An 18,958-nucleotide genomic window follows, 5' to 3' on the forward strand; every position below is an offset into this window, starting at 1 on the left:
GGGCGGCAGCGACGACATGGCTGATGGCGACGAGGACGGCGACGAAGGCGAGGACGATGTTTCCGAAGCCGGCGAAGCATCCGACGCAACGGTTGCCGCCGATTCGGACTCGGAAGAAAATCGCCGCAAGCGCCGCCGCCGCGGCAAGCGCGGTGGTCGCCGCAATCGCAACGGCGAAGACGGACAGGAACTGAACGCTTCGGATGACGGCGAAGCGGCCGACGAAGATGCGTCCAGCGAAGACGTCGAGGCAGTGCCGGCAGCAGCCGCAGCCGAGACCGCTGAAGAGATCGCCGTCGAGGCAGTCGCTGCTCCCGTCGAGGCGGAAGCCGCACCTGCCGGCAAGGCAGAAGCCAAGCCCCGCCGTTCGCGTCGTGGCAAGGCGGCGACTGTCGCCGACGCCCCGGCTGCGGAAGAGGTCCCAGTGGCTGCCGCAGATACGGCTCCGGTGGAAACCGTCGTCGAGCAGGTCGAAGCTGCACTCGGCGAAGAGCCACGGGCTGCCGAGGTTGCTCCGGCTGCCGAAGCTCCAGTCGAAGAAGCGCCGACCGCTGAACAGGTTGACGCCGGCGACGCGAAACCGGCTCGTGCCAATCGCGCCTCGAACATCTCCTCTTCCGCCGAGGCGGTGGTGAAGAGTTCCGATCCGGCGGCAACGCCCGAGACCGACGCCGATCCGTCGAAGCCCAAGAAGGCCGGCTGGTGGCAGCGCCGCGGCTTCTTCTGAGCCTGACGAGAACAGATGAAACGGCCGCGCAAAACGCGGCCGTTTTTGTTTTTGCTCTGCCTTGAACCTTAGAAACCGGATCAACGGCCTGCCGAAACGATTCCGGAAAGGCAGCCAACGTGTTGGAATCCGACTCCATTTCGTCATCCCGCCAGGCGTCATACGCAGTTGTGAACCGGTGAAAACGGCCTGGACATGATTTTGAGGTTTTTTGGAAAGCCCGACTGGCTTACTTTGGGCACAAACCACAACAATGGTGCGCGGGATTCGTGTGCCCGATCCAAGAGGATATGGATGACTCGCCTGTTCAAGACGCCCGTTTTCAAGACATTGGCCGCCAGCTCGATGCTGGCCTTGGCACTTTCCGCGGCCGCTCCGGCTGCCGCCCTGGACGACCAGCAGAAGAAGGAGATGGGCGAGTTCATCCGCCAATATCTGATCGAGAACCCGGAAGTGCTGGTCGAGGTTCAAAACGCATTGGAAGCCAAGCAGCAGACCCAGCGCGTCGAACAATCGACCAAGGCGATCGCGGACAACAAGCAGGAGATCTTCTCCTCGCCGACCGACATCACGCTCGGCAATCCGAAGGGCGACGTGACCATCGTCGAGTTTTTCGATTACAATTGCGGCTACTGCAAGCGGGCGCTCTCCGACATGGACGACATCCTTTCCAAGGACAAGAACGTCCGTTTCATCCTGAAGGAATTCCCGATCCTCGGGCCGGACTCGCTTGCAGCCCATCGGGTGGCCAACGCCGTGCGTCTGCTGGCGCCTGAGAAATATGCAAAATTCCATCGCGAACTGCTTGGCGGCAAGCCGCACGCCTCGGAAGCGACGGCCATTGCGGTCGCGGGTGCGCTTGGCGTCAAGGAAGCGGCGATCCGCAAGTCCATGGCCGATGAGCCGAACGACGATCTGGTGCGCGACGCCTATCGGATCGCCAACGCGATCGGCATCACCGGCACGCCGACCTATGTGGTCGCCGACGAAGCCGTCTTCGGCGCCGTCGGCCTCGATACGATCGAGCAGAAGGTCGCTAACGTGCGCGCCTGCGGCAAGGCGACCTGCTGACGGGGCAGGTGCCAACCAATAGATGTTCCATCGCAGTGGACTCACGGGCTTTCGGCGCGGCGGGGGCTTTCCCTTGCCGCCTCGCCGGTCTATAGGTGGCCCCTGAATTTCTGCAGGGAACCAATAGATCAGTGATGAGCAAGACGGTCTTCGTCCTCAACGGCCCCAATCTCAACATGCTGGGCAAGCGCGAGCCGGGCATTTACGGCGCTGCCACGCTGAAGGACGTCGAGAACGACTGTATTACAGCCGGCAGGGAACTTGGTTTCGACGTCGATTTCCGCCAGAGCAATCACGAGGGCGTGCTGATCGACTGGATGCACGAGGCCAACGAAAAGACCGTCGGCGTCGCCATCAATGCGGGCGCCTATACCCATACCTCGATTGCATTGCACGACGCCATCAAGGCGATCTCCGTGCCGGTGATCGAGCTTCATATCTCGAATGTCCACGCGCGGGAGGAATTCCGCCATCATTCGATGATCGCACCGGCGGTAAAGGGCGTGATCTGCGGTTTTGGCACCGCAAGCTACATTCTGGCGCTGCACGCCTTAAAATCCATTACCGCTTGACAAGATAAACAGAACAATAGGGTTTGCCATGTCTGACAAGAAGAACGGTATCGACAAGGGACTGATCCGCGACCTCGCGAACATCCTCAACGAGACCGACCTCACCGAGATCGAAGTCGAACAGGACGATCTGCGTATCCGCGTATCCCGCGCCGGCACGATGCAGTATGTCCAGGCCCCGATCGCAGCGCCCGGCTATGCTCCGGCTGCTGCAGCCGCTCCCGTTGCTGCAGCGCCCGCCGTGCAGGACAACAAGAACGCCGTGACCGCGCCGATGGTCGGCACCATCTACCTCTCCCCGGCCCCGGGTTCGCGCGCCTTCGTTGAAGTCGGCGCCACCGTCAAGGAAGGCCAGACGCTGCTGATCATCGAAGCCATGAAGACGATGAACCAGATCCCGGCGCCGCGCTCCGGCAAGGTCACGGAAATCCTGGTCAACGACGCTCAGCCCGTCGAGTATGGCCAGCCGCTCGTCGTCATCGAGTAGGCGCATCCATGATTTCCAAGATCCTCATAGCCAACCGCGGTGAAATCGCGCTTCGCGTGCTTCGCGCCTGCAAGGAACTCGGCATCGCGACCGTCGCGGTCCATTCCACCGCCGACGCCGACGCCATGCATGTGCGGCTTGCCGACGAAAGTGTGTGCATCGGCCCGCCGCCGTCGCGCGACAGCTATCTGAACATTCACCAGATCGTCGCCGCCTGCGAAATCACCGGCGCCGACGCGGTGCATCCGGGCTACGGCTTCCTGTCGGAAAACGCCAAGTTCGCGGATATCCTCGACGCGCACGGCATCACCTTCATCGGCCCGACCGCCGACCATATTCGTATCATGGGCGACAAGATCACCGCCAAGCAGACCGCGCAGGAACTCGGCATCCCCGTCGTTCCCGGTTCCGACGGCGAAGTGAAGCCCGAGAATGCGATGGAAATCGCCCGCCAGATCGGCTTCCCTGTGCTGATCAAGGCAACCGCCGGCGGCGGCGGACGCGGCATGAAGGTCGCCAAGACCGAGGCCGATCTCGACGAAGCCGTGTCGACTGCCCGTTCCGAAGCGCTCGCCGCTTTCGGCAACGATGCCGTCTACATGGAAAAATATCTCGAGAAGCCGCGCCACATCGAAATCCAGGTTGTCGGTGACGGCGAAGGCAACGCCATCCATCTCGGTGAACGCGACTGCTCGCTGCAGCGCCGCCACCAGAAGGTCTGGGAAGAAGCTAATTCCCCTGCCCTCAACGTCGAGCAGCGCATGAAGATCGGCGAAGTCTGCGCCGACGCGATGCGCAAGCTGAAATACCGCGGCGCCGGCACGATCGAGTTCCTCTACGAAAATGGCGAGTTCTATTTCATCGAAATGAACACCCGTCTTCAGGTCGAGCATCCGGTCACCGAAGCGATCACCGGCATCGACCTCGTGCACGAACAGATCCGTGTCGCCTCTGGCGGCGGCCTGTCCGTCCGCCAGGAAGATATCGTATTCTTCGGCCATGCCATCGAATGCCGCATCAATGCCGAGGATCCGCGCACCTTCGTGCCGTCGCCCGGCACGATCACGCATTTCCATGCGCCCGGCGGGCTTGGCGTGCGTGTCGATTCCGGCGCCTATGCGGGCTATAAGATCCCGCCCTACTACGACAGCCTGATCGGCAAGCTGATCGTGCATGGACGCACCCGCGTCGAATGCATGATGCGCCTGCGCCGCGTGCTGGACGAGTTCGTCGTGGACGGCATCAAGACGACCCTGCCGCTGTTTCAGGACCTCGTCGACAATCCGGATATCGCCAATGGCGATTATGACATTCACTGGCTGGAAAACTACCTCGCCGGCGACAAGACGCATTAGGGAGATCGATGGCAGGGCGGCGTGGCAGATATTACCCGGCGATAACCCCGGAAATCCTGCTGCGCGCCTATTCCATCGGCCTCTTTCCGATGGCCGAATCCGCCGACGACCCGGAAATCTTCTGGGTCGAACCGGAAATGCGCGGCATCCTGCCGCTCGACGGCTTCCACGTTTCGAAAAGCCTGGCCAAGGCGGCCCGCAAGACGCCGCTCGACATCCGCTTCGACACTGCGTTCGAGCGGGTGATCGCCTTCTGCGCCGAGCCCGCCGGCGACCGGCCGAGTACCTGGATCAACTCCACCATCCGCAAGCTCTATATCGAGCTGCACCGCATGGGCCACGCGCATAGCGTCGAGGCCTTCGAGGGCGATGAACTGGTCGGCGGCCTTTATGGCGTTTCGCTCGGCTCCGCCTTCTTCGGGGAGAGCATGTTTTCGAGGCGCACGAACGCTTCCAAGATCTGCCTCGTACACCTTGTCGAGCGGCTTCGGAAAAATGGCTTCACGCTGCTCGACACCCAGTTCACCACCGAACATCTGAAAACGTTCGGCGCGATCGACATCCCCAAGGACGACTATCTCAAGCTATTGAGAAAAGCGGTCGATTCCCCGCATCTGAAATTCTGAAGGGGAATCAGTTGGTCGCCTTCGGCGGCGGCACGTCGGACTTCTGTTTGCAGCCGGTCAGCCAGACGTCGTAGATCGGATGCTCGACGGCATTGAGGCCGGGGCTGTCGGCGAACATCCAGCCGGTGAATATCCGGCGGATCTTACGGTCGAGGGTGATCTCGTCGACTTCCACGAAACCATCGATCTTCTGGGCTTCCGTCTCATCGCGGGAATAACAGACCTTCGGCGTCACCTGCAGAGCGCCGTACTGAACCGTTTCATTGACATAGACGTCGAACGTGGTGATGCGGCCGGTGATCTTGTCGATGCCGGCAAAGACCGCGACCGGATTATTCAGCCGCGCTGCAGACACACCATCCGCCGCAAGCACGGATGCAAGCGCGATCAATGCGCCGACCATTGGCTTGCGTGGAAAAACCGTCATCAATCCCATTATGCTTCCCGTCCCGGCGATCCCGTCGGCGTCGAGACCTAGAGTGCGATTGTGGCCAAAACAGGTGTCAGTTGCCGGGCGTCCAGGCATCGTAATCGCCTGTGACGCGGGGGCGTTCGCCGGTGGCGGCAAGCGAGCCCTGCGGGTGATAGGCAAGCGGCGTGCCGGTGGCATTCAGCTTGTGCGCCTTTTCCCATTCCCGAGCCTTGTAATCTTCCTGCGACGGAGCAACGTCGGTGCGATAATGCATCCAGCCATGCCAGCCCGGCCCGATTGCGGAAGCTTCTGCGTAATTCTTGTAGATCACCCAACGCTTCGGCTTGCCCCAGGAGGTCATCGGGCCTTCGTAATAGATGTTGCCAAGCTCGTCTTCGCCGACCTTCTTGCCGAAGCGCCAGGTGAAGAACCGGGTGCCCATGGTCTGTCCGTTCCACCAGGTGAAGATCTGCAGCAGGAGGTTTTTCATGGATGTTCCGTCGGCTTGGCAAACAGGATGACGATCGAAGTGGTTGATCCGCTTATGCCGCTTGGCGCCTTCGATGTCCAGTGATTCCAAATGTCGCGCACGGTCATTTGAGCTTCATCTTGAAGCCGAAATGGCTTTTGGCGAAGCCGAGCCGTTCATAGAAGCGATGCGCGTCGGTGCGGGCCATGTTGGAGGTGAGTGCGACCTGGCGGCAACCGCGGCGCCTGGCTTCCTCGATCGCATGATGGATCATCTGACCGCCGATGCCCTTGCCGCGCATGTCGCCGCGCGTCTGCACCGCCTCGATGATCATCGACAGCGATCCCCGACCCGTCAGCGTGCGATTGAAGAGGATCTGGAACGTGCCGACCACTTCGCCTTCCAGTTCGGCAACGAAAAGCTGTTCGTTCTGCGAGGCATCGATGACGTTGAAGGCGCGCAGGTAGTCGTCGAAGGCGGCCTCGTCCGTCGTGTCGCCATGGCCTCCGACGTCATCTGCGGCAAACAGGTCGATGAGCTCGGGAAGATCTGCTTGCCGCGCTCTGCGGATGACGATGTCGGCCATGCAAAAAGTCCTCCTCGGGTGGGTCAGCGCAACTCCAGCCGCTTCTCCATGATGATCGCCGGCAGGCCGGAATTGGGGGCACCCCACTCCTCCATCCTGTCGACCTCGGAAAACCCCAGCCGCTCGTAAAAGGACATCGCGCGCACGTTCGGCAGCGCCACCTCGACCCGCATGATCTCGGCATCCGGAAAACAGGTTTCGAGCTCGGCGAAGATGTCGCGGCCGATGCCCTCGTTCTGGCAGGACGGCTTGACGTAGAGCTGGTGCAGCATCGCCGTCTTCACCATCTTCGGATACATGGCGGCATAACCGATGCCGCCGATATCCTTGCCGTTGTCGGCGACGAGGAATTCGCCGCCCCGCTTCTGGATGCGCGCCTTGACGGCGCCCGGAGAATGCCAGCCGTCAACCATTCTCCTGACCTTGTCGGCCCCGTAGAACGGATCGTAGGTATCGTGAAAAGTCGCCGCCAGCAGGGCGCGGATCTGCTCGACGTCAGCTTCACCGGCGGTGCGGACGAAGTAGACCATCGGGCCTACTCCTCTTCGATCCCGAGCTTCGCCTTGACCAGTGCCTGGACGGCCTGCGGATTGGCCTTGCCGCCGGTCGACTTCATGACCTGGCCGACGAACCAGCCGGCGAGCGTGGGTTTGGCCTTGACCTTGGCGACCTGGTCCGGATTGGCAGCGATGATCTCGTCGACAGCGGCCTCGATTGCGCCGGTATCGGTGACCTGCTTCATGCCGCGGCTCTCGACCAGTTCGGCCGGGTCACCGCCTTCGTTGAGCACGATCTCGAACAGGTCCTTGGCGATCTTGCCGGAGATGGTCTCGGCCTTGATGAGGTCGATGATGGCGCCGAGCTGGGCAGGCGAAACCGGAGTCTCTTCAATGTCTTTGCCGGTTCTGTTCAAGGCGCCGAGCAGATCGTTGATCACCCAGTTTGCCGCCGTCTTGCCGTCGCGGCCCTCGGCAACAGCCTCGAAATAATCGGCGATCGCCTTTTCGGAGACCAGCACCGAGGCATCGTAGATCGACAGGCCGAGTTCGCGCACGAAACGGGCCTTCTTGTCGTCCGGCAGTTCCGGCAGGTGCTTTTCCAGCTCGGCGATGAAGGCATCGTCGAACTCGAGCGGCAGCAGGTCCGGATCCGGGAAATAACGATAGTCGTGCGCGTCTTCCTTCGAGCGCATCGAACGTGTTTCGCCCTTGTTCGGGTCGAAAAGGCGAGTCTCCTGGTCGATCGAACCGCCGTCTTCGAGAATGCCGATCTGGCGGCGTGCTTCGTATTCGATCGCCTGGCCGATGAAGCGGATCGAGTTGACGTTCTTGATCTCGCAACGGGTGCCGAATTCACCGCCGGGCTTGCGCACCGAGACGTTGACGTCGGCGCGCATCGAGCCTTCGTCCATGTTGCCGTCGCAGGTGCCGAGGTAGCGCACGATCGAGCGAAGCTTGGTCATGTAGGCCTTCGCTTCGTCGGAAGAGCGCATATCGGGCTTGGAGACGATCTCCATCAGAGCCACGCCGGAGCGGTTCAGGTCCACATAGGACATGGTCGGATGCTGGTCGTGCATCGACTTGCCGGCATCCTGTTCGAGATGCAGGCGCTCGATGCCGATCTCGATATCCTCGAACTGACCCTGGCGGTCCGGGCCGAGCGAGATGACGATCTTGCCTTCGCCGACGATCGGATCCTTGAACTGGGAGATCTGATAGCCCTGCGGCAGGTCCGGGTAGAAATAGTTCTTGCGGTCGAACAACGAACGTTTGTTGATCGCAGCCTTCAGGCCAAGCCCGGTGCGCACCGCCTGCTTGATGCATTCCTCGTTGATCACGGGAAGCATGCCGGGCATGGCCGCATCGACGAGCGAGACGTTGGAATTGGCCGGCTTGCCGAACTCGGTCGAGGCGCCGGAGAAAAGCTTGGAATTGGAAAGGACCTGAGCGTGCACCTCCAAACCGATGATGACTTCCCAATCGCCGGTGGCACCGGGAATGAAGCGTTTCGGATCGGGCGTGCGGACGTCGACAAGGGTCATCTGATGCTCGTGAAATGGTCTCGATTGCGTTTTCTGGAGGTAGAACAAATGGCGCGGACGTGCAAGCTTAACCGACGTCTTGAAGCTGGCAGGGCGATCTAGAAGCTCGGCCCGTAAGTATCCGGCGCTTCGAGAACGAGGCGCTTCGACAGGCCGACCGATTGCACGTCGCGGTCGATCTTCGGGGAATAGCTTGTGGAGAGCCAGTTGATGGAATAGCCCTGCTTTTCGAAAAAGCCGATGGCTTCGGTATTGCGGGCATGGGTCTCGACGCGAGCGACTTCAAAACCCTGGTGGACGATCTCGGCCTCGATCTCGACGAGTAGCGCGCGGCCCAGCCCCTGTCCCTTGAAGGACGGATCGATCCAGAAATCGGAGATCAGTTCGTCGAGTTTTTCACGCGCCGCCCAGCCGGCGACATTGCCGCCCTGCTCGATGACGGTGATGGTCAGCCAGGAGGAGCGCGTGAAATTCTGGAAGGCGGTGCGGGCGCCGGAGCGCATGTCGGTCATCTCGCCGATCGACATCATGGCCTTTTCCCAGGAGCGGAAGCCGATTTCCGCCAGGATATCCACCTCGTCCTCACGCGCATTGCGAATATGGGTCATAACTTCCCCTGTTGCAGCCTCAGTAGACCACTGAGTCTGCGCTTTGACCAGTGCAACATATAGGGCGTTTCCGTCAGGTGCTTGACGACCACGGAAAACCCGCCTAGTGCGGATTTCGTATCGATGGAGTTTTGATGTTCTCTTCCGTAGAGACCCGGTAAGGGGCCGGCCCCGCTCTTATAGCCGCGCCGGCCCAGACAAAAACGAGAACCCCGACGTCACGCGACGCCGGCAACGTTTTTGTGCGCTCGTTCACGAGCGCTTCTCCGGACATCAAGACAATGGATATTTCCCGCGCCGAACAGCGCATCCTCCACCTGCTCGCCCAGGGCGGCAGGATCGAGATCACCCGCGACGACAACAGGAAGATCGAAAAGCTGCAACTCGTCACCCGCGAAGGCTGGGCCTTTTCAGGCCTCGACCTCGTTACGTTTCGAAAGCTCAAGCAGAAGAAGGCGATCAAATCCCAGGGCGGCAGGCCTTACCGCATCACCGAAAGGGGACTGGTGCTGGTGAGGGCCGAGCAGGATAATCGGTGACACGGATGAAAGGCCGCGCGTCGTCCCCGGCGCGCGGCCTTGACCCTGCAATCAGGATAACGCCGAAAGCTCGGCGCGCATCGCCGCCCATTCGTCGCCGACCGCGCCCGTGCGTCGCTTGCCGGCGCGGCGGTACCAGTAGTTGGCGTTCGAGTCGTCGCCTTCGATGCGGTGGCAAAGCGCGTGGCCCCAGTCGAACGGCTGTTCGCCCTCATGCGCCTGGCAGATTTCGTGCACCGCCTGCCAGTCCACACCCATGGTGAAACCATTGGTCGCGAGGCGATCAAAAGCCTCGATCAATCCTGCCAGATCCGTCTTAGCCATCTGCCATCTCCCCGGCGACCGCCCGATGATCGGCGGCCGTCATGTTCCGGATGATCCTTCCGCTTACCACCACTTCGTCGGCGTGAACCGGCCGGCGGCCTGCTCGATGACATGAGCGGTGCGGAACAGCGTTTCCTCTTCGAACGGCTTGCCGATCAACTGCAGGCCGAGCGGCAGGCCCTTGGCGTCGAGGCCGGCGGGAACGGCGATGCCCGGCAGGCCGGCCATGTTCACCGTCACCGTGAAGATGTCGTTGAGGTACATCTTGACCGGATCGGACGCGAGGTCCTCGTCGGCTATGCCGAAGGCGGACGACGGCGTGGCGGGCGTCAAGATTGCGTCGACGCCGGCGTTAAAGACGATCTCGAAGTCGCGCTTGATCAGCGTGCGGACTTTTTGCGCCTGAAGGTAATAGGCGTCGTAATAACCGGCCGACAGAACGTAGGTGCCGATCATGATGCGGCGCTTGACCTCGGTGCCGAAGCCGGCGGCGCGGGTCTTTTCATACATGTCGACGATGTCCTTGCCGTCGACGCGCAGGCCGTAACGCACGCCGTCATAACGGGCGAGGTTCGACGAGGCTTCGGCAGGAGCGACGATGTAATAGGCCGGCAGCGCGTATTTGGTGTGCGGCAGGGTGATGTCGACGATCTCGGCACCGGCATCCTTCAGCCAGGCGATGCCCTGAGCCCAAAGTTTTTCGATCTCTTCCGGCATGCCTTCGACGCGGTATTCCTTCGGAATGCCGATCTTCATGCCCTTGAGCGACTGGCCGAGCGAGGCTTCATAATCCGGCACCGGCAGGTCGACGGAGGTCGTGTCCTTGGCATCGACCGACGCCATCGACCTCAGCATGATCGCCGCATCGCGCACATCACGGGCGATCGGGCCGGCCTGGTCGAGCGAGGATGCGAAGGCGACCGTGCCCCAGCGCGAGCAGCGTCCATAGGTCGGCTTGATGCCGACGGTGCCGGTGAAGGCGGCCGGCTGGCGGATCGAACCGCCGGTATCCGTCGCGGTAGCACCGGCGCACAGGAATGCGGATACGGCAGCGGCTGAGCCGCCGGAAGAGCCGCCCGGAACCAGCTGCTGGTTCGAGCCCTTCGCCCTCCACGGGTTGACGACCGCACCGTAATGCGAGGTCTCGTTGGAGGAGCCCATCGCGAACTCGTCCATGTTGAGCTTGCCGAGCATGACCGCGCCATCATCCCAGAGGTTCTGGGTGACGGTCGATTCGTATTTCGGCAGGAAACCATCGAGGATATGGCTGCAGGCCTGGGTGTGGACGTCGCGGGTGGCGAACAGGTCCTTGATGCCGAGCGGAATGCCTTCCAGCGCGCCGACCTGGCCCGCGGCGCGGCGGGCGTCGGAAGCCTTCGCCATGCCGAGCGCCTTTTCCGGCGTCACCGCCACATAGGCGTTGAACACCGAGTTGGCGGCGTCGATCGCGGAAAGATAGGCCTCAGTCAGCTCGACGGAGGTGAACTCCTTGGCTTTGAGCTTTTCGCGGGCTTCGGCAATGGTGAGGCTAGTGAGTTCGGTCATGGGCTCTTCAAACGGTTCGAATGCGAGGGAAGGTTCGGCGGGGCGCTATTCAGCGCTCACTCGACGACCTTCGGCACCAGGAAAAAATTGTGGTCGGTAGACGGCGCATTGGCGACGATATCGTCGGCCTTGTCGCCATCGGTGACATTGTCGGTGCGCTTGCGCATGTTCATCGGGGTCACCGATGTCATCGGCTCGACGCCCGTGACATCGACTTCGGAAAGCTGCTCGACGAAATTGATGATGCCGTTCAGCTCGCCGACCATGCGATTGGCATCTTCCTCGGTGACCGCAATGCGGGCAAGGCGCGCAACGCGCTTGACGGTGGCGAGATCGACGGACATGGCATAACTCCGATGGGAAATTTCCCCTTCGCTATAATGGCCATGTCCGCCCTTCGCAACAGGGAGCGCGCCTCAATTTGCGAAGGCGCGCCGCCTGAAAGAATGCGAATCAGAAGCTCAGGCTGCCGCCCGGAGCCGGCGTCTCGACCCGGGTGCGCGAACCTTCCATGCCCTTGACGAACTTTTCCGGCGTCTGATCGACGCCCGGCAGGCCATAATGGCAGGGCAGCGCATGCTTGAAATCGAAGAAACGCTGGCAGGAAAGCGCCGCCACCGCGCCGCCCATGGTGAAGCGGTCGCCGATCGGCACGATGCCGATATCCGGCTGGTGCAGTTCATTGATCAGGGCCATGTCTGAGAAGATGTCGGTATCGCCCATGTGGAGGACGGAGGGCTCGTCGTCGAAATGCAGCATCAGGCCGTTTGCGTTGCCGAGGCAGTGCGAAACGCCGTCTTCGGTCAGCGAGGCAGACGAGTGCAGCGCATTGGTGAAGGTGGCGGTGAACCCTTCGAAACCGACCGTGCCGCCGGTATTGCCCATTTCGAGCTTCTCGACGCCCTTCTTGGCCAGCCAGACGCCGAGGTCATAGTTGGCGAGAACGACGGCACCGGTTTCCTTGGCGATCTGAACCGTATCGCCGACATGGTCGCCATGGCCGTGGGTCAGCAGGATATGGGTCAGCCCTTCGGCGGCAGCCTTGATGTCCTGGCCGGCAAAGGCGGGGTTATAGGTCAGGAACGGGTCGACCAGGATCTTGGCCTTGGCGGTCTCGATGCGGAAGGCGGCATGGCCGAGCCAGGTGATCTTCATGGAAAACTCTCCTTCAATATAGTGTGGATAATAACGACACATAGCCGATATGAGGCTAAAGGGAAGTGGGACAGAGGGTGGGACAAAACCCGCTTTTGAGACCCTGTTTGGATCCCGAGGATGAAGAACGCATGACAGTGATGACGATCGAGGAACTGGCCGAAGCCCTGCAGCCCGCACAGGCGATCGCCGGGCTCGACCTCGGCACCAAGACGATCGGGCTCGCCATGTCGGATCTTGGCCGGCGCTTTGCCACCCCGCGGCCGGTCATCAAACGGGTGAAGTTCACCAAGGATGCGGAAGTTCTGCTCGCTTTTGCCGAGAAGGAGAAAGTGGCGGGCTTCGTCATCGGCTTGCCGACCAACATGGACGGCTCGGCCGGTCCGAGGGTGCAGGCGACCCGCGCCTTCGTGCGCTCGATGGCGGAAAAGACCGCCCTGCCCTTCGTCTTCTGGGATGAGCGTCTCTCGACAGTTGCCGCTGAACGGGCGCTTCTGGAAATGGACGTGTCGCGGGCCAAACGTGCCGAGCGGATCGATTCCGCCGCGGCGAGCTTCATTCTTCAGGGAGCGCTCGACAGGCTCTCTTCGCTTGGCAGGGAGACCGATTTCGCAAGCTGACGCTTCTGCCACCAGGCGGCGATCTCGCGGCGCTTGCGGAAGGCGACGATGGCGAACACGACCAGGCTGTCGAAAACCATGGCACGCGCCACCAAAGGCGGAATGGTTTCCGGCGGAATGCCGAGGATATTGCCGTAGATCTGGAAGACCAGGTCATGGGTCTGGCGGGTTAGCATGAAGAAGCCAAAGCTCATGTCGTAGTAGGAAAGCCCGTACCAGCTGGACAGCAGCAGGACCGGGCCGGCCCACAAAATCAGGAACCACTTCATGCGGTTCTCCCCCTTAGCTCGACGGGATAAACATCCAGAGACACGAGCCATCTTGATAGAGCCATAAGGCTCAGGACCAGTGCGGGAACGGCAATATCAAGTGCCAGCGCCGCGAAGATCGTCGTCATGACAAGCAGCAATGCCCTGCCCCTGATTGTGGTTCCCATACGCGGATACTCGGCAAACGTTGTAGTTAACAGTGCGTTAACGTGGAACTTAAGCCCGCAGGGATTTGCCGCAACGGAAACCGGGGGAGATGGTTAATTTCGCAAGCGTGCCTGTGGATAGAGCAGGTCAGGCTGCCGGCGATTTCGGCTTCTTCGGGATATACGGACCACCGGTTTCGCCCCACCCCCATTCGGGCATCGGCGCATGCTCGTAAACCTTGGCTCCAGGCTGCGAATTGGCAACGGCAAGCCGCGTTCCCCATTCGAGATAGCCGACCAGAGCGGACGTGAACTCCGGATCTGCCGGAAGCTCGAGATCCGTATAGGTGTCGAGCAGAATATTGATCCATCGCCGGCGCATCGGCTCGGTCAGGTGCCTTTCAAGATGATGACGCACCATCGCCGGGTGACCGCCACGTTGTTCCGAATAGAGTTTCGGTCCGCCGATGACCTCGGCAATGAACATTGCAACATGCTCGGGATGGTTCTCGTCCATGCCGGCAAAGACCGGGCCGAGCAAGTCATCTGCCGGGACGCGACGATAGAACTCCGTCGTTAGCCGCAGCAGCGCATCGAAGCCGCCGATCCATTCGTATAGCGTCGGTACGGTCATGGTCGCTCCCTCTGTCTCCCGAAGAGATATGAGGAGGACATCATGGCTTCAAGACTTGGCCGCGGATCAGCCGTAGATCGCGCGAACCAGGCGTCGGAGCGCGTTGCCGACCTTGTCCCAGTCCTTCTCGGTTTTCAGCGCCAGACCGGCGAACTGGCCGCTGACGGCGGCCGATATCACCAGGTGCTGGATCGCCGCAAACAGCAGCGCATTGGTGGTCGCGGCATCGACGCCCTTCGGCGGCGTCAGCGAGCCGCGCATCTTCTCAAGCCATTTGCCGAGCGCCTTGGTGCGCGCCTCCGACAGCCGGCGGACCTGCGGCGTATCCTGCGAGACCTCCCAGGCGACGATCTTGCAGACCAGCGGATCGTCGCGCAGCGCTTCCATGAAATAGATGGAGAGCTTCTCCATCAGGTCACCGTAGGTCAGCAGGAACATGCCGCCGGTATCTTCCGGGATGCGATCCTTGACCCAGGTGCCGAGATCGGCGCCGATCGCCTCGATCAGCCCGTCGAGACCGCCATAATATCGATAGATGAGTTGTTTGTCGCAGCCGGCGCGGCGCGCCACGGCGTTGATGCCGAAACCCTGGAACCCCTGTTCGGCGAGCAGCGCGCGGGCGGCCAGGAAGATCGCCCGCTCGGTGCCGGCGCGGCTGCGCACTTTCGCGACCGAACCTTCTTGCGCTGTGACTTCAGGGATCTGGAGCATTTTCCGCCTGTTTCGGTTTCGTCTTGACCCACCGCGATAGTCGGTGGCTTCCGCTGCCGCAAGCTGTCTCCGTCGCCATGCACAGGATTGCGCGCGCCGCACTTGAATTCGCGGGGCTCCTACATTGCACTATCGGCATGGGAGGACTAACGAGATCGTAGTCTCCCACCGACGTGCCCTCCTCCATGCTCATCGTCTTCCAAAGCGTTCTGCCGATTTTCCTGCTGGTTCTCCTCGGCATGGGATTAAAACGCGCGCCGATCATCAATCCCGATTTTTGGGACGGGCTCGAACAGTGCAGTTACTGGGTGCTGTTTCCGGCCCTGTTGTTCTCGACCATGGCCAAGGCGGATTTTTCGAATACCGAAAACCTGACGGTCAGTTTCGCGGCGATCGTTTCTGTTCTGGTGATGTCGGGCGGCTTGCTGTTGGCATGGCCGCTGCTGCGGAACCTGCGCGTCGGCGGACCGGCCTATACGTCGCTGTTCCAGACCGCGACGCGCTGGAACGCGTTCATGGCGCTGGCGATCGCCGCCAAGACCTACGGCCAGCAGGGCCTGACCATGGTTGGCCTGGTGATGGCGGCGATCATCATCCCGCTCAACTTCATCAACGTGACGGTGCTGCTGTGGTTCTCCGGCCACGACCGGAACTACAGGGCTATTCTCTACAGGATCTGCACCAATCCGCTGATCCTCTCGACGGCGCTCGGCATCATCGTCAATCTCATCGGCATTCCGATCTATGAGCCGGTGATGGTGGCGGTCGACCTGCTGTCGCAGGCTTCGCTCAGCCTCGGCCTGATCACGGTCGGCGCCGGTCTCAGGATCATGGACGCGCTGAGACCGCGGCCAATCACCCTCCTCGCCGTCGTTCTGAAGCTGATCGCGTTCCCGATCGTTGCCGTCGGTGTCGGCGCATTGTGTGGGGTCCAGGGCAACGGGCTCGTCCTCCTGGCACTGAGTGCCGCGGTGCCGACCGCGATGAACGGTTATCTGCTTGCAAAGCAGCTGAATGGCGATGCGGACATGTATGCGGCGGCGGCAACCCTGCAGGTCGTCGCCTCGTTCCTCACCATTCCGGTCGTGATGACGGTCGTCGCCTACGTCGCGGCTGGATAAAGCAGGTCGACGATATAACGGGCGTCGAAACGGGCATCGAGCATGCCGTAGGTCGAGCGCCAGCCGCCGGCGAGCCGCGTTTCCAGGAAAGCATCGGCGATTTTGCCGGCGCCGAGCCGCACCAGTTCGGCTGCCGCAGCCGCAAGTGCCAGCTGTTCTACCAGAAGCCGGGCAGCGCCCTCGTCGGTTTCGCAGAGCGCCATGGCGGCGCGCAGCACTTCGACCGTCTTTTTGCCCGCAGGACCAAGATCCCGTTCGAAACCGGCAAGCACCGTGTTGAACAGGTCCCGCCCCCGCGACAGGACCCGGAGCACGTCGAGCGCCATCACGTTGCCGGAACCTTCCCAGATCGCGTTGACCGGAGCCTCGCGATAGTGCCGGGCGATCGGCCGTTCCTCGATATAGCCGTTGCCGCCGATGCATTCCATCGCTTCGTAGATCAGCGACGGCGCAATCTTGCAGTTCCAGTATTTGATGACCGGCGTCATGACCCGGGCAAAAGCCGCGTCGGCCGGGTTGCTGGCGGCGCGATCGAAGGAATCGGCGAGCCTGAAAGCGAGCGCTGTCGCGGCAGCCACGTCGAGCGCCATGTCGGCGAGCACGCGCGTCATCAGCGGCTGATCGACCAGCTTCTTGCCGAAGACGCTGCGGCCGCGGGTGTGGTGGACCGCTTCGGCAAGCGACGCACGCATGATGCCGGCGGATGCCAGCGCGCAATCGAGCCGCGTCAGCGTCACCATGTCGAGAATGGTGCGGATGCCGCCGCCCGGTTCGCCAAGCAGATAACCGAAGGCATCGGTGAATTCGACTTCGGAGGACGCGTTCGAGCGATTGCCGAGCTTGTCCTTCAGGCGCTGGAACTGCAGGCCGTTCGCCGACCCGTCCTCAAGCAGCCGCGGCACCAGGAAACACCCGATGCCGTCGCCGGTCTTTGCCAGCATGACGAAACCGTCGCTCATCGGCGCCGACATGAACCACTTGTGGCCGGAGAGCCGGTAGATGCCCTCGCCCACGCGTTCGGCGGTCGAGCGGTTGGCGCGCACGTCGGTTCCGCCCTGCTTCTCGGTCATGCCCATGCCGAGCGTCACCGCGCTCTTCTGCAAGGCAGGGCGATTCGTCGAATCGTATTTGCGCGACAGGATTTTTGGCGCCCATTCCTTCTGGACGCGGGGCGAGGCCATCAGCGCGGCGATCGAGGCGCTGGTCATGGTCAGCGGGCACAAATGGCCGCATTCGAGCTGCGCCGACAGATAGAATCGCGTCGCCCGCGCCTTGTGCTCGTGGCCCTTGGCTTCCGGGATGTTTTCCCAGACGGAGGAATGCAGGCCGGTCTGCATCGAACGGCGCATCAGCGCATGCCAGGCCGGGTGGAACTCGACGACGTCGAGCCGCTCGCCGCGCGGGCCATGGGTCTTCAGCTTCGGCGGGTTCTCGTTCGCCATGCGCGCCAGTTCCTGCGCCTCCGGCGAGGTGACGTAACGGCCGAGCTGGTCGTATTCCTCGCGGATGGTGCGGTTCAGCGTGCTCGTCAGGTCGACGACCAGCGGATCGGATCGGTAGGCATTGATGCCGGACCAGGGTTTTGGCTGGTTCAGTTCGGCAAATTTTTCTTCGGCGCGCGACATCTGGTTCATGAAACGGGTTCTAGCGGAAGTTACCGGGCCTGGGAACGGCGCCCGTTCAGGATTTCTGGCGTTCTCAACAAAAGGCCGCACCCGCGTCGAGAAACCGCTGTGAGCGACAATGGACAAACAAGCAGTGAGATAAGTCCCGCGCCCGCTTGCAGCGGTTGTCGGCAGTCATTATAGACCGCCGAACGCAAGCGGAGACGTGTCCATGGTCTTCTTCCCTCATCGCCATCTGATTGGCATCAAGGGCCTTACCGAACAAGACATCACCTTTCTTCTCGACAAGGCCGACGAGGCTGTGAAGATTTCCAGGCAGCGGGAGAAAAAGACCTCCACGCTGCGCGGGCTGACCCAGATCAATCTGTTCTTCGAAGCATCCACCCGTACGCAATCGTCCTTCGAACTCGCCGGCAAACGCCTCGGCGCCGATGTGATGAACATGTCGGTCGGCAATTCCTCGGTCAAAAAGGGCGAGACGCTGATCGATACGGCGATGACGCTCAATGCCATGCGCCCGGACGTGCTGGTGCTGCGTCATTCCTCAGCCGGTGCCGCCGCACTTCTGGCGCAAAAGGTCGCCTGCTCGGTGATCAATGCCGGCGACGGCCAGCACGAACATCCGACCCAGGCGCTGCTCGACGCACTGACCATCCGCCGTGCCAGGGGCAAGCTGTCACGCATCATCGTCGCTATTTGCGGCGACGTGCTGCATTCGCGCGTCGCTCGCTCGAACATTCTTCTGCTCAACGCCATGGGCGCGCGCGTTCGCGTGGTGGCGCCTTCGACGCTGCTTCCCTCGGGCATCAGGGACATGGGCGTCGAGGTCTTCCACTCCATGGAGGAAGGTCTCAAGGATGCCGATGTGGTGATGATGCTGCGCCTGCAACGCGAGCGGATGGCCGGCGCCTTCGTGCCGTCGGTGCGCGAATATTTCCGCTTCTACGGGCTCGATGCCGAAAAGCTGAAGGCTGCCAAGCCGGATGCGCTGGTCATGCATCCCGGCCCGATGAACCGCGGCGTCGAGATCGCATCCGAAGTGGCCGACGGTCCGCAGAGCGTCATCGAGGAACAGGTGGAAATGGGGGTGGCGGTCCGCATGGCCGTGATGGAGGCCCTGCTCGTCTCCCAGAACCAGGGAGAACGCGCATGACCCCTACCGTCCTCAAGAACCTCCGCATCATCGACCCGTCGCGCAATCTCGACGAGACCGGCACGATCATCATCGGCGCCGACGGCCGCATCCTCGCCGCCGGGAAGGACGCACAGAACCCGGGCGCGCCGGAAGGCGCGACGGTTCGGGACTGCCAGGGCC

23 protein-coding genes and 2 pseudogenes are annotated in these 18,958 nt (G+C 61.9%); 11 read left to right on the forward strand and 14 right to left on the reverse strand.

Going from position 1 to position 18,958, the window contains the following annotated elements:
• From MOV61_RS19720 to aat, 6 genes and pseudogenes are all read left to right on the forward strand, one after another.
• Positions 1-727: pseudogene (locus MOV61_RS19720) on the forward strand (ribonuclease E/G); the annotation flags it as partial.
• A 294-nt stretch (positions 728-1,021) separates the two neighbouring features.
• Positions 1,022-1,798 (forward strand): DsbA family protein, encoded by a 777-nt coding sequence (locus MOV61_RS19725; protein WP_408962406.1) that lies wholly within the window; start codon positions 1,022-1,024, stop codon positions 1,796-1,798.
• A 134-nt stretch (positions 1,799-1,932) separates the two neighbouring features.
• Positions 1,933-2,370, forward strand: coding sequence for a type II 3-dehydroquinate dehydratase (gene aroQ, locus MOV61_RS19730; RefSeq protein WP_247137784.1), 438 nt, complete (start codon positions 1,933-1,935; stop codon positions 2,368-2,370).
• Positions 2,371-2,398: 28 nt separating this feature from the next.
• Positions 2,399-2,857 (forward strand): acetyl-CoA carboxylase biotin carboxyl carrier protein, encoded by a 459-nt coding sequence (accB, locus tag MOV61_RS19735; protein WP_038542081.1) that lies wholly within the window; start codon positions 2,399-2,401, stop codon positions 2,855-2,857.
• Positions 2,858-2,865: 8 nt separating this feature from the next.
• A complete protein-coding gene (gene accC / locus MOV61_RS19740) occupies positions 2,866-4,212 on the forward strand; it encodes an acetyl-CoA carboxylase biotin carboxylase subunit (protein WP_038542079.1) in 1,347 nt (448 codons plus the stop codon).
• Between the two features lie 8 nt (positions 4,213-4,220).
• Positions 4,221-4,838: a leucyl/phenylalanyl-tRNA--protein transferase gene (aat, locus tag MOV61_RS19745; RefSeq protein WP_038542077.1), complete on the forward strand. Its 618-nt coding sequence runs from the start codon at positions 4,221-4,223 to the stop codon at positions 4,836-4,838.
• 7 nt (positions 4,839-4,845) lie between these two features.
• Here the strand turns inward: aat and MOV61_RS19750 are convergent, their stop codons facing one another.
• The 6 genes from MOV61_RS19750 to MOV61_RS19775 all read right to left on the reverse strand — a co-directional run bounded on the left by MOV61_RS19750 (position 4,846) and on the right by MOV61_RS19775 (position 8,954).
• Positions 4,846-5,265: a DUF2155 domain-containing protein gene (locus MOV61_RS19750; RefSeq protein ID WP_037081092.1), complete on the reverse strand. Its 420-nt coding sequence runs from the start codon at positions 5,263-5,265 to the stop codon at positions 4,846-4,848.
• Positions 5,266-5,341: 76 nt separating this feature from the next.
• The gene (locus MOV61_RS19755; RefSeq protein WP_038542075.1) at positions 5,342-5,740 is read right to left on the reverse strand and encodes an NADH:ubiquinone oxidoreductase subunit NDUFA12; all 399 of its coding nucleotides are present in this window, start codon (positions 5,738-5,740) and stop codon (positions 5,342-5,344) included.
• Positions 5,741-5,843: 103 nt separating this feature from the next.
• Entirely contained in the window at positions 5,844-6,305 is a 462-nt protein-coding gene (locus MOV61_RS19760; protein ID WP_247137785.1) for a GNAT family N-acetyltransferase, read from the reverse strand.
• Positions 6,306-6,328: 23 nt separating this feature from the next.
• Positions 6,329-6,835 carry a GNAT family N-acetyltransferase gene (locus tag MOV61_RS19765; protein WP_038542070.1) on the reverse strand — a complete coding sequence of 169 codons (507 nt, stop codon included), beginning with the start codon at positions 6,833-6,835 and terminating at the stop codon, positions 6,329-6,331.
• A gap of 5 nt (positions 6,836-6,840) precedes the next feature.
• Positions 6,841-8,346: an Asp-tRNA(Asn)/Glu-tRNA(Gln) amidotransferase subunit GatB gene (gatB, locus tag MOV61_RS19770; protein ID WP_247137786.1), complete on the reverse strand. Its 1,506-nt coding sequence runs from the start codon at positions 8,344-8,346 to the stop codon at positions 6,841-6,843.
• Between the two features lie 98 nt (positions 8,347-8,444).
• The gene (locus MOV61_RS19775) at positions 8,445-8,954 is read right to left on the reverse strand and encodes a GNAT family N-acetyltransferase (RefSeq protein WP_247137787.1); all 510 of its coding nucleotides are present in this window, start codon (positions 8,952-8,954) and stop codon (positions 8,445-8,447) included.
• Positions 8,955-9,235: 281 nt separating this feature from the next.
• Between MOV61_RS19775 and MOV61_RS19780 the strand changes: the two genes are divergently transcribed.
• On the forward strand, positions 9,236-9,493 hold the full coding sequence (locus tag MOV61_RS19780) for a YjhX family toxin (RefSeq protein WP_113130390.1): 258 nt from the start codon (positions 9,236-9,238) through the stop codon (positions 9,491-9,493).
• Positions 9,494-9,544: 51 nt separating this feature from the next.
• Here the strand turns inward: MOV61_RS19780 and MOV61_RS19785 are convergent, their stop codons facing one another.
• The 4 genes from MOV61_RS19785 to MOV61_RS19800 form a co-directional block, all read right to left on the reverse strand.
• Complete coding sequence (locus MOV61_RS19785; protein ID WP_247137788.1) at positions 9,545-9,817, reverse strand: hypothetical protein; 273 nt, start codon at positions 9,815-9,817, stop codon at positions 9,545-9,547.
• A 63-nt stretch (positions 9,818-9,880) separates the two neighbouring features.
• Positions 9,881-11,362, reverse strand: coding sequence for an Asp-tRNA(Asn)/Glu-tRNA(Gln) amidotransferase subunit GatA (gene gatA, locus MOV61_RS19790; protein WP_247137789.1), 1,482 nt, complete (start codon positions 11,360-11,362; stop codon positions 9,881-9,883).
• Positions 11,363-11,418: 56 nt separating this feature from the next.
• Positions 11,419-11,706, reverse strand: coding sequence for an Asp-tRNA(Asn)/Glu-tRNA(Gln) amidotransferase subunit GatC (gene gatC, locus MOV61_RS19795; protein ID WP_247137790.1), 288 nt, complete (start codon positions 11,704-11,706; stop codon positions 11,419-11,421).
• Positions 11,707-11,815: 109 nt separating this feature from the next.
• Positions 11,816-12,517 carry a metal-dependent hydrolase gene (locus MOV61_RS19800; protein ID WP_247137791.1) on the reverse strand — a complete coding sequence of 234 codons (702 nt, stop codon included), beginning with the start codon at positions 12,515-12,517 and terminating at the stop codon, positions 11,816-11,818.
• Between the two features lie 131 nt (positions 12,518-12,648).
• Between MOV61_RS19800 and ruvX the strand changes: the two genes are divergently transcribed.
• Positions 12,649-13,137 carry a Holliday junction resolvase RuvX gene (gene ruvX, locus MOV61_RS19805; protein ID WP_247035233.1) on the forward strand — a complete coding sequence of 163 codons (489 nt, stop codon included), beginning with the start codon at positions 12,649-12,651 and terminating at the stop codon, positions 13,135-13,137.
• On the opposite strand, the gene MOV61_RS19810 is transcribed toward ruvX, so the two are convergent.
• The 3 genes from MOV61_RS19810 to MOV61_RS19820 form a co-directional block, all read right to left on the reverse strand.
• Positions 13,080-13,406 carry a DUF6105 family protein gene (locus tag MOV61_RS19810; protein WP_038542055.1) on the reverse strand — a complete coding sequence of 109 codons (327 nt, stop codon included), beginning with the start codon at positions 13,404-13,406 and terminating at the stop codon, positions 13,080-13,082. The genes ruvX and MOV61_RS19810 overlap by 58 nt on opposite strands.
• A 294-nt stretch (positions 13,407-13,700) precedes the next feature.
• Positions 13,701-14,186, reverse strand: a complete 486-nt coding sequence (locus MOV61_RS19815) for a group II truncated hemoglobin (RefSeq protein WP_247137792.1) — start codon at positions 14,184-14,186, stop codon at positions 13,701-13,703.
• Between the two features lie 66 nt (positions 14,187-14,252).
• Positions 14,253-14,897, reverse strand: a complete 645-nt coding sequence (locus MOV61_RS19820) for a TetR/AcrR family transcriptional regulator (RefSeq protein ID WP_038542049.1) — start codon at positions 14,895-14,897, stop codon at positions 14,253-14,255.
• A 185-nt stretch (positions 14,898-15,082) separates the two neighbouring features.
• Here MOV61_RS19820 and MOV61_RS19825 point away from each other — a divergent pair, with 185 nt between their 5' ends.
• Positions 15,083-16,018: an AEC family transporter gene (locus tag MOV61_RS19825; RefSeq protein ID WP_247137793.1), complete on the forward strand. Its 936-nt coding sequence runs from the start codon at positions 15,083-15,085 to the stop codon at positions 16,016-16,018.
• Here MOV61_RS19825 and MOV61_RS19830 read toward each other — a convergent pair.
• Positions 16,000-17,652 carry an acyl-CoA dehydrogenase family protein gene (locus MOV61_RS19830; protein WP_038585754.1) on the reverse strand — a complete coding sequence of 551 codons (1,653 nt, stop codon included), beginning with the start codon at positions 17,650-17,652 and terminating at the stop codon, positions 16,000-16,002. The two genes, MOV61_RS19825 and MOV61_RS19830, sit on opposite strands and share 19 nt — an antisense overlap.
• A 202-nt stretch (positions 17,653-17,854) precedes the next feature.
• On the opposite strand from MOV61_RS19830, the gene MOV61_RS19835 reads away from it, so the two are divergent.
• Together MOV61_RS19835 and MOV61_RS19840 are read left to right on the forward strand one after the other, a co-directional pair.
• Positions 17,855-18,796, forward strand: coding sequence for an aspartate carbamoyltransferase catalytic subunit (locus tag MOV61_RS19835; protein WP_046667737.1), 942 nt, complete (start codon positions 17,855-17,857; stop codon positions 18,794-18,796).
• Positions 18,793-18,958, forward strand: a pseudogene (locus MOV61_RS19840) (dihydroorotase); the annotation flags it as partial. The gene MOV61_RS19835 and the pseudogene MOV61_RS19840, both read left to right, overlap by 4 nt.

Source organism: Neorhizobium sp. BETTINA12A (assembly GCF_023006485.1).
In the GTDB taxonomy this organism is placed as follows: domain Bacteria; phylum Pseudomonadota; class Alphaproteobacteria; order Rhizobiales; family Rhizobiaceae; genus Neorhizobium.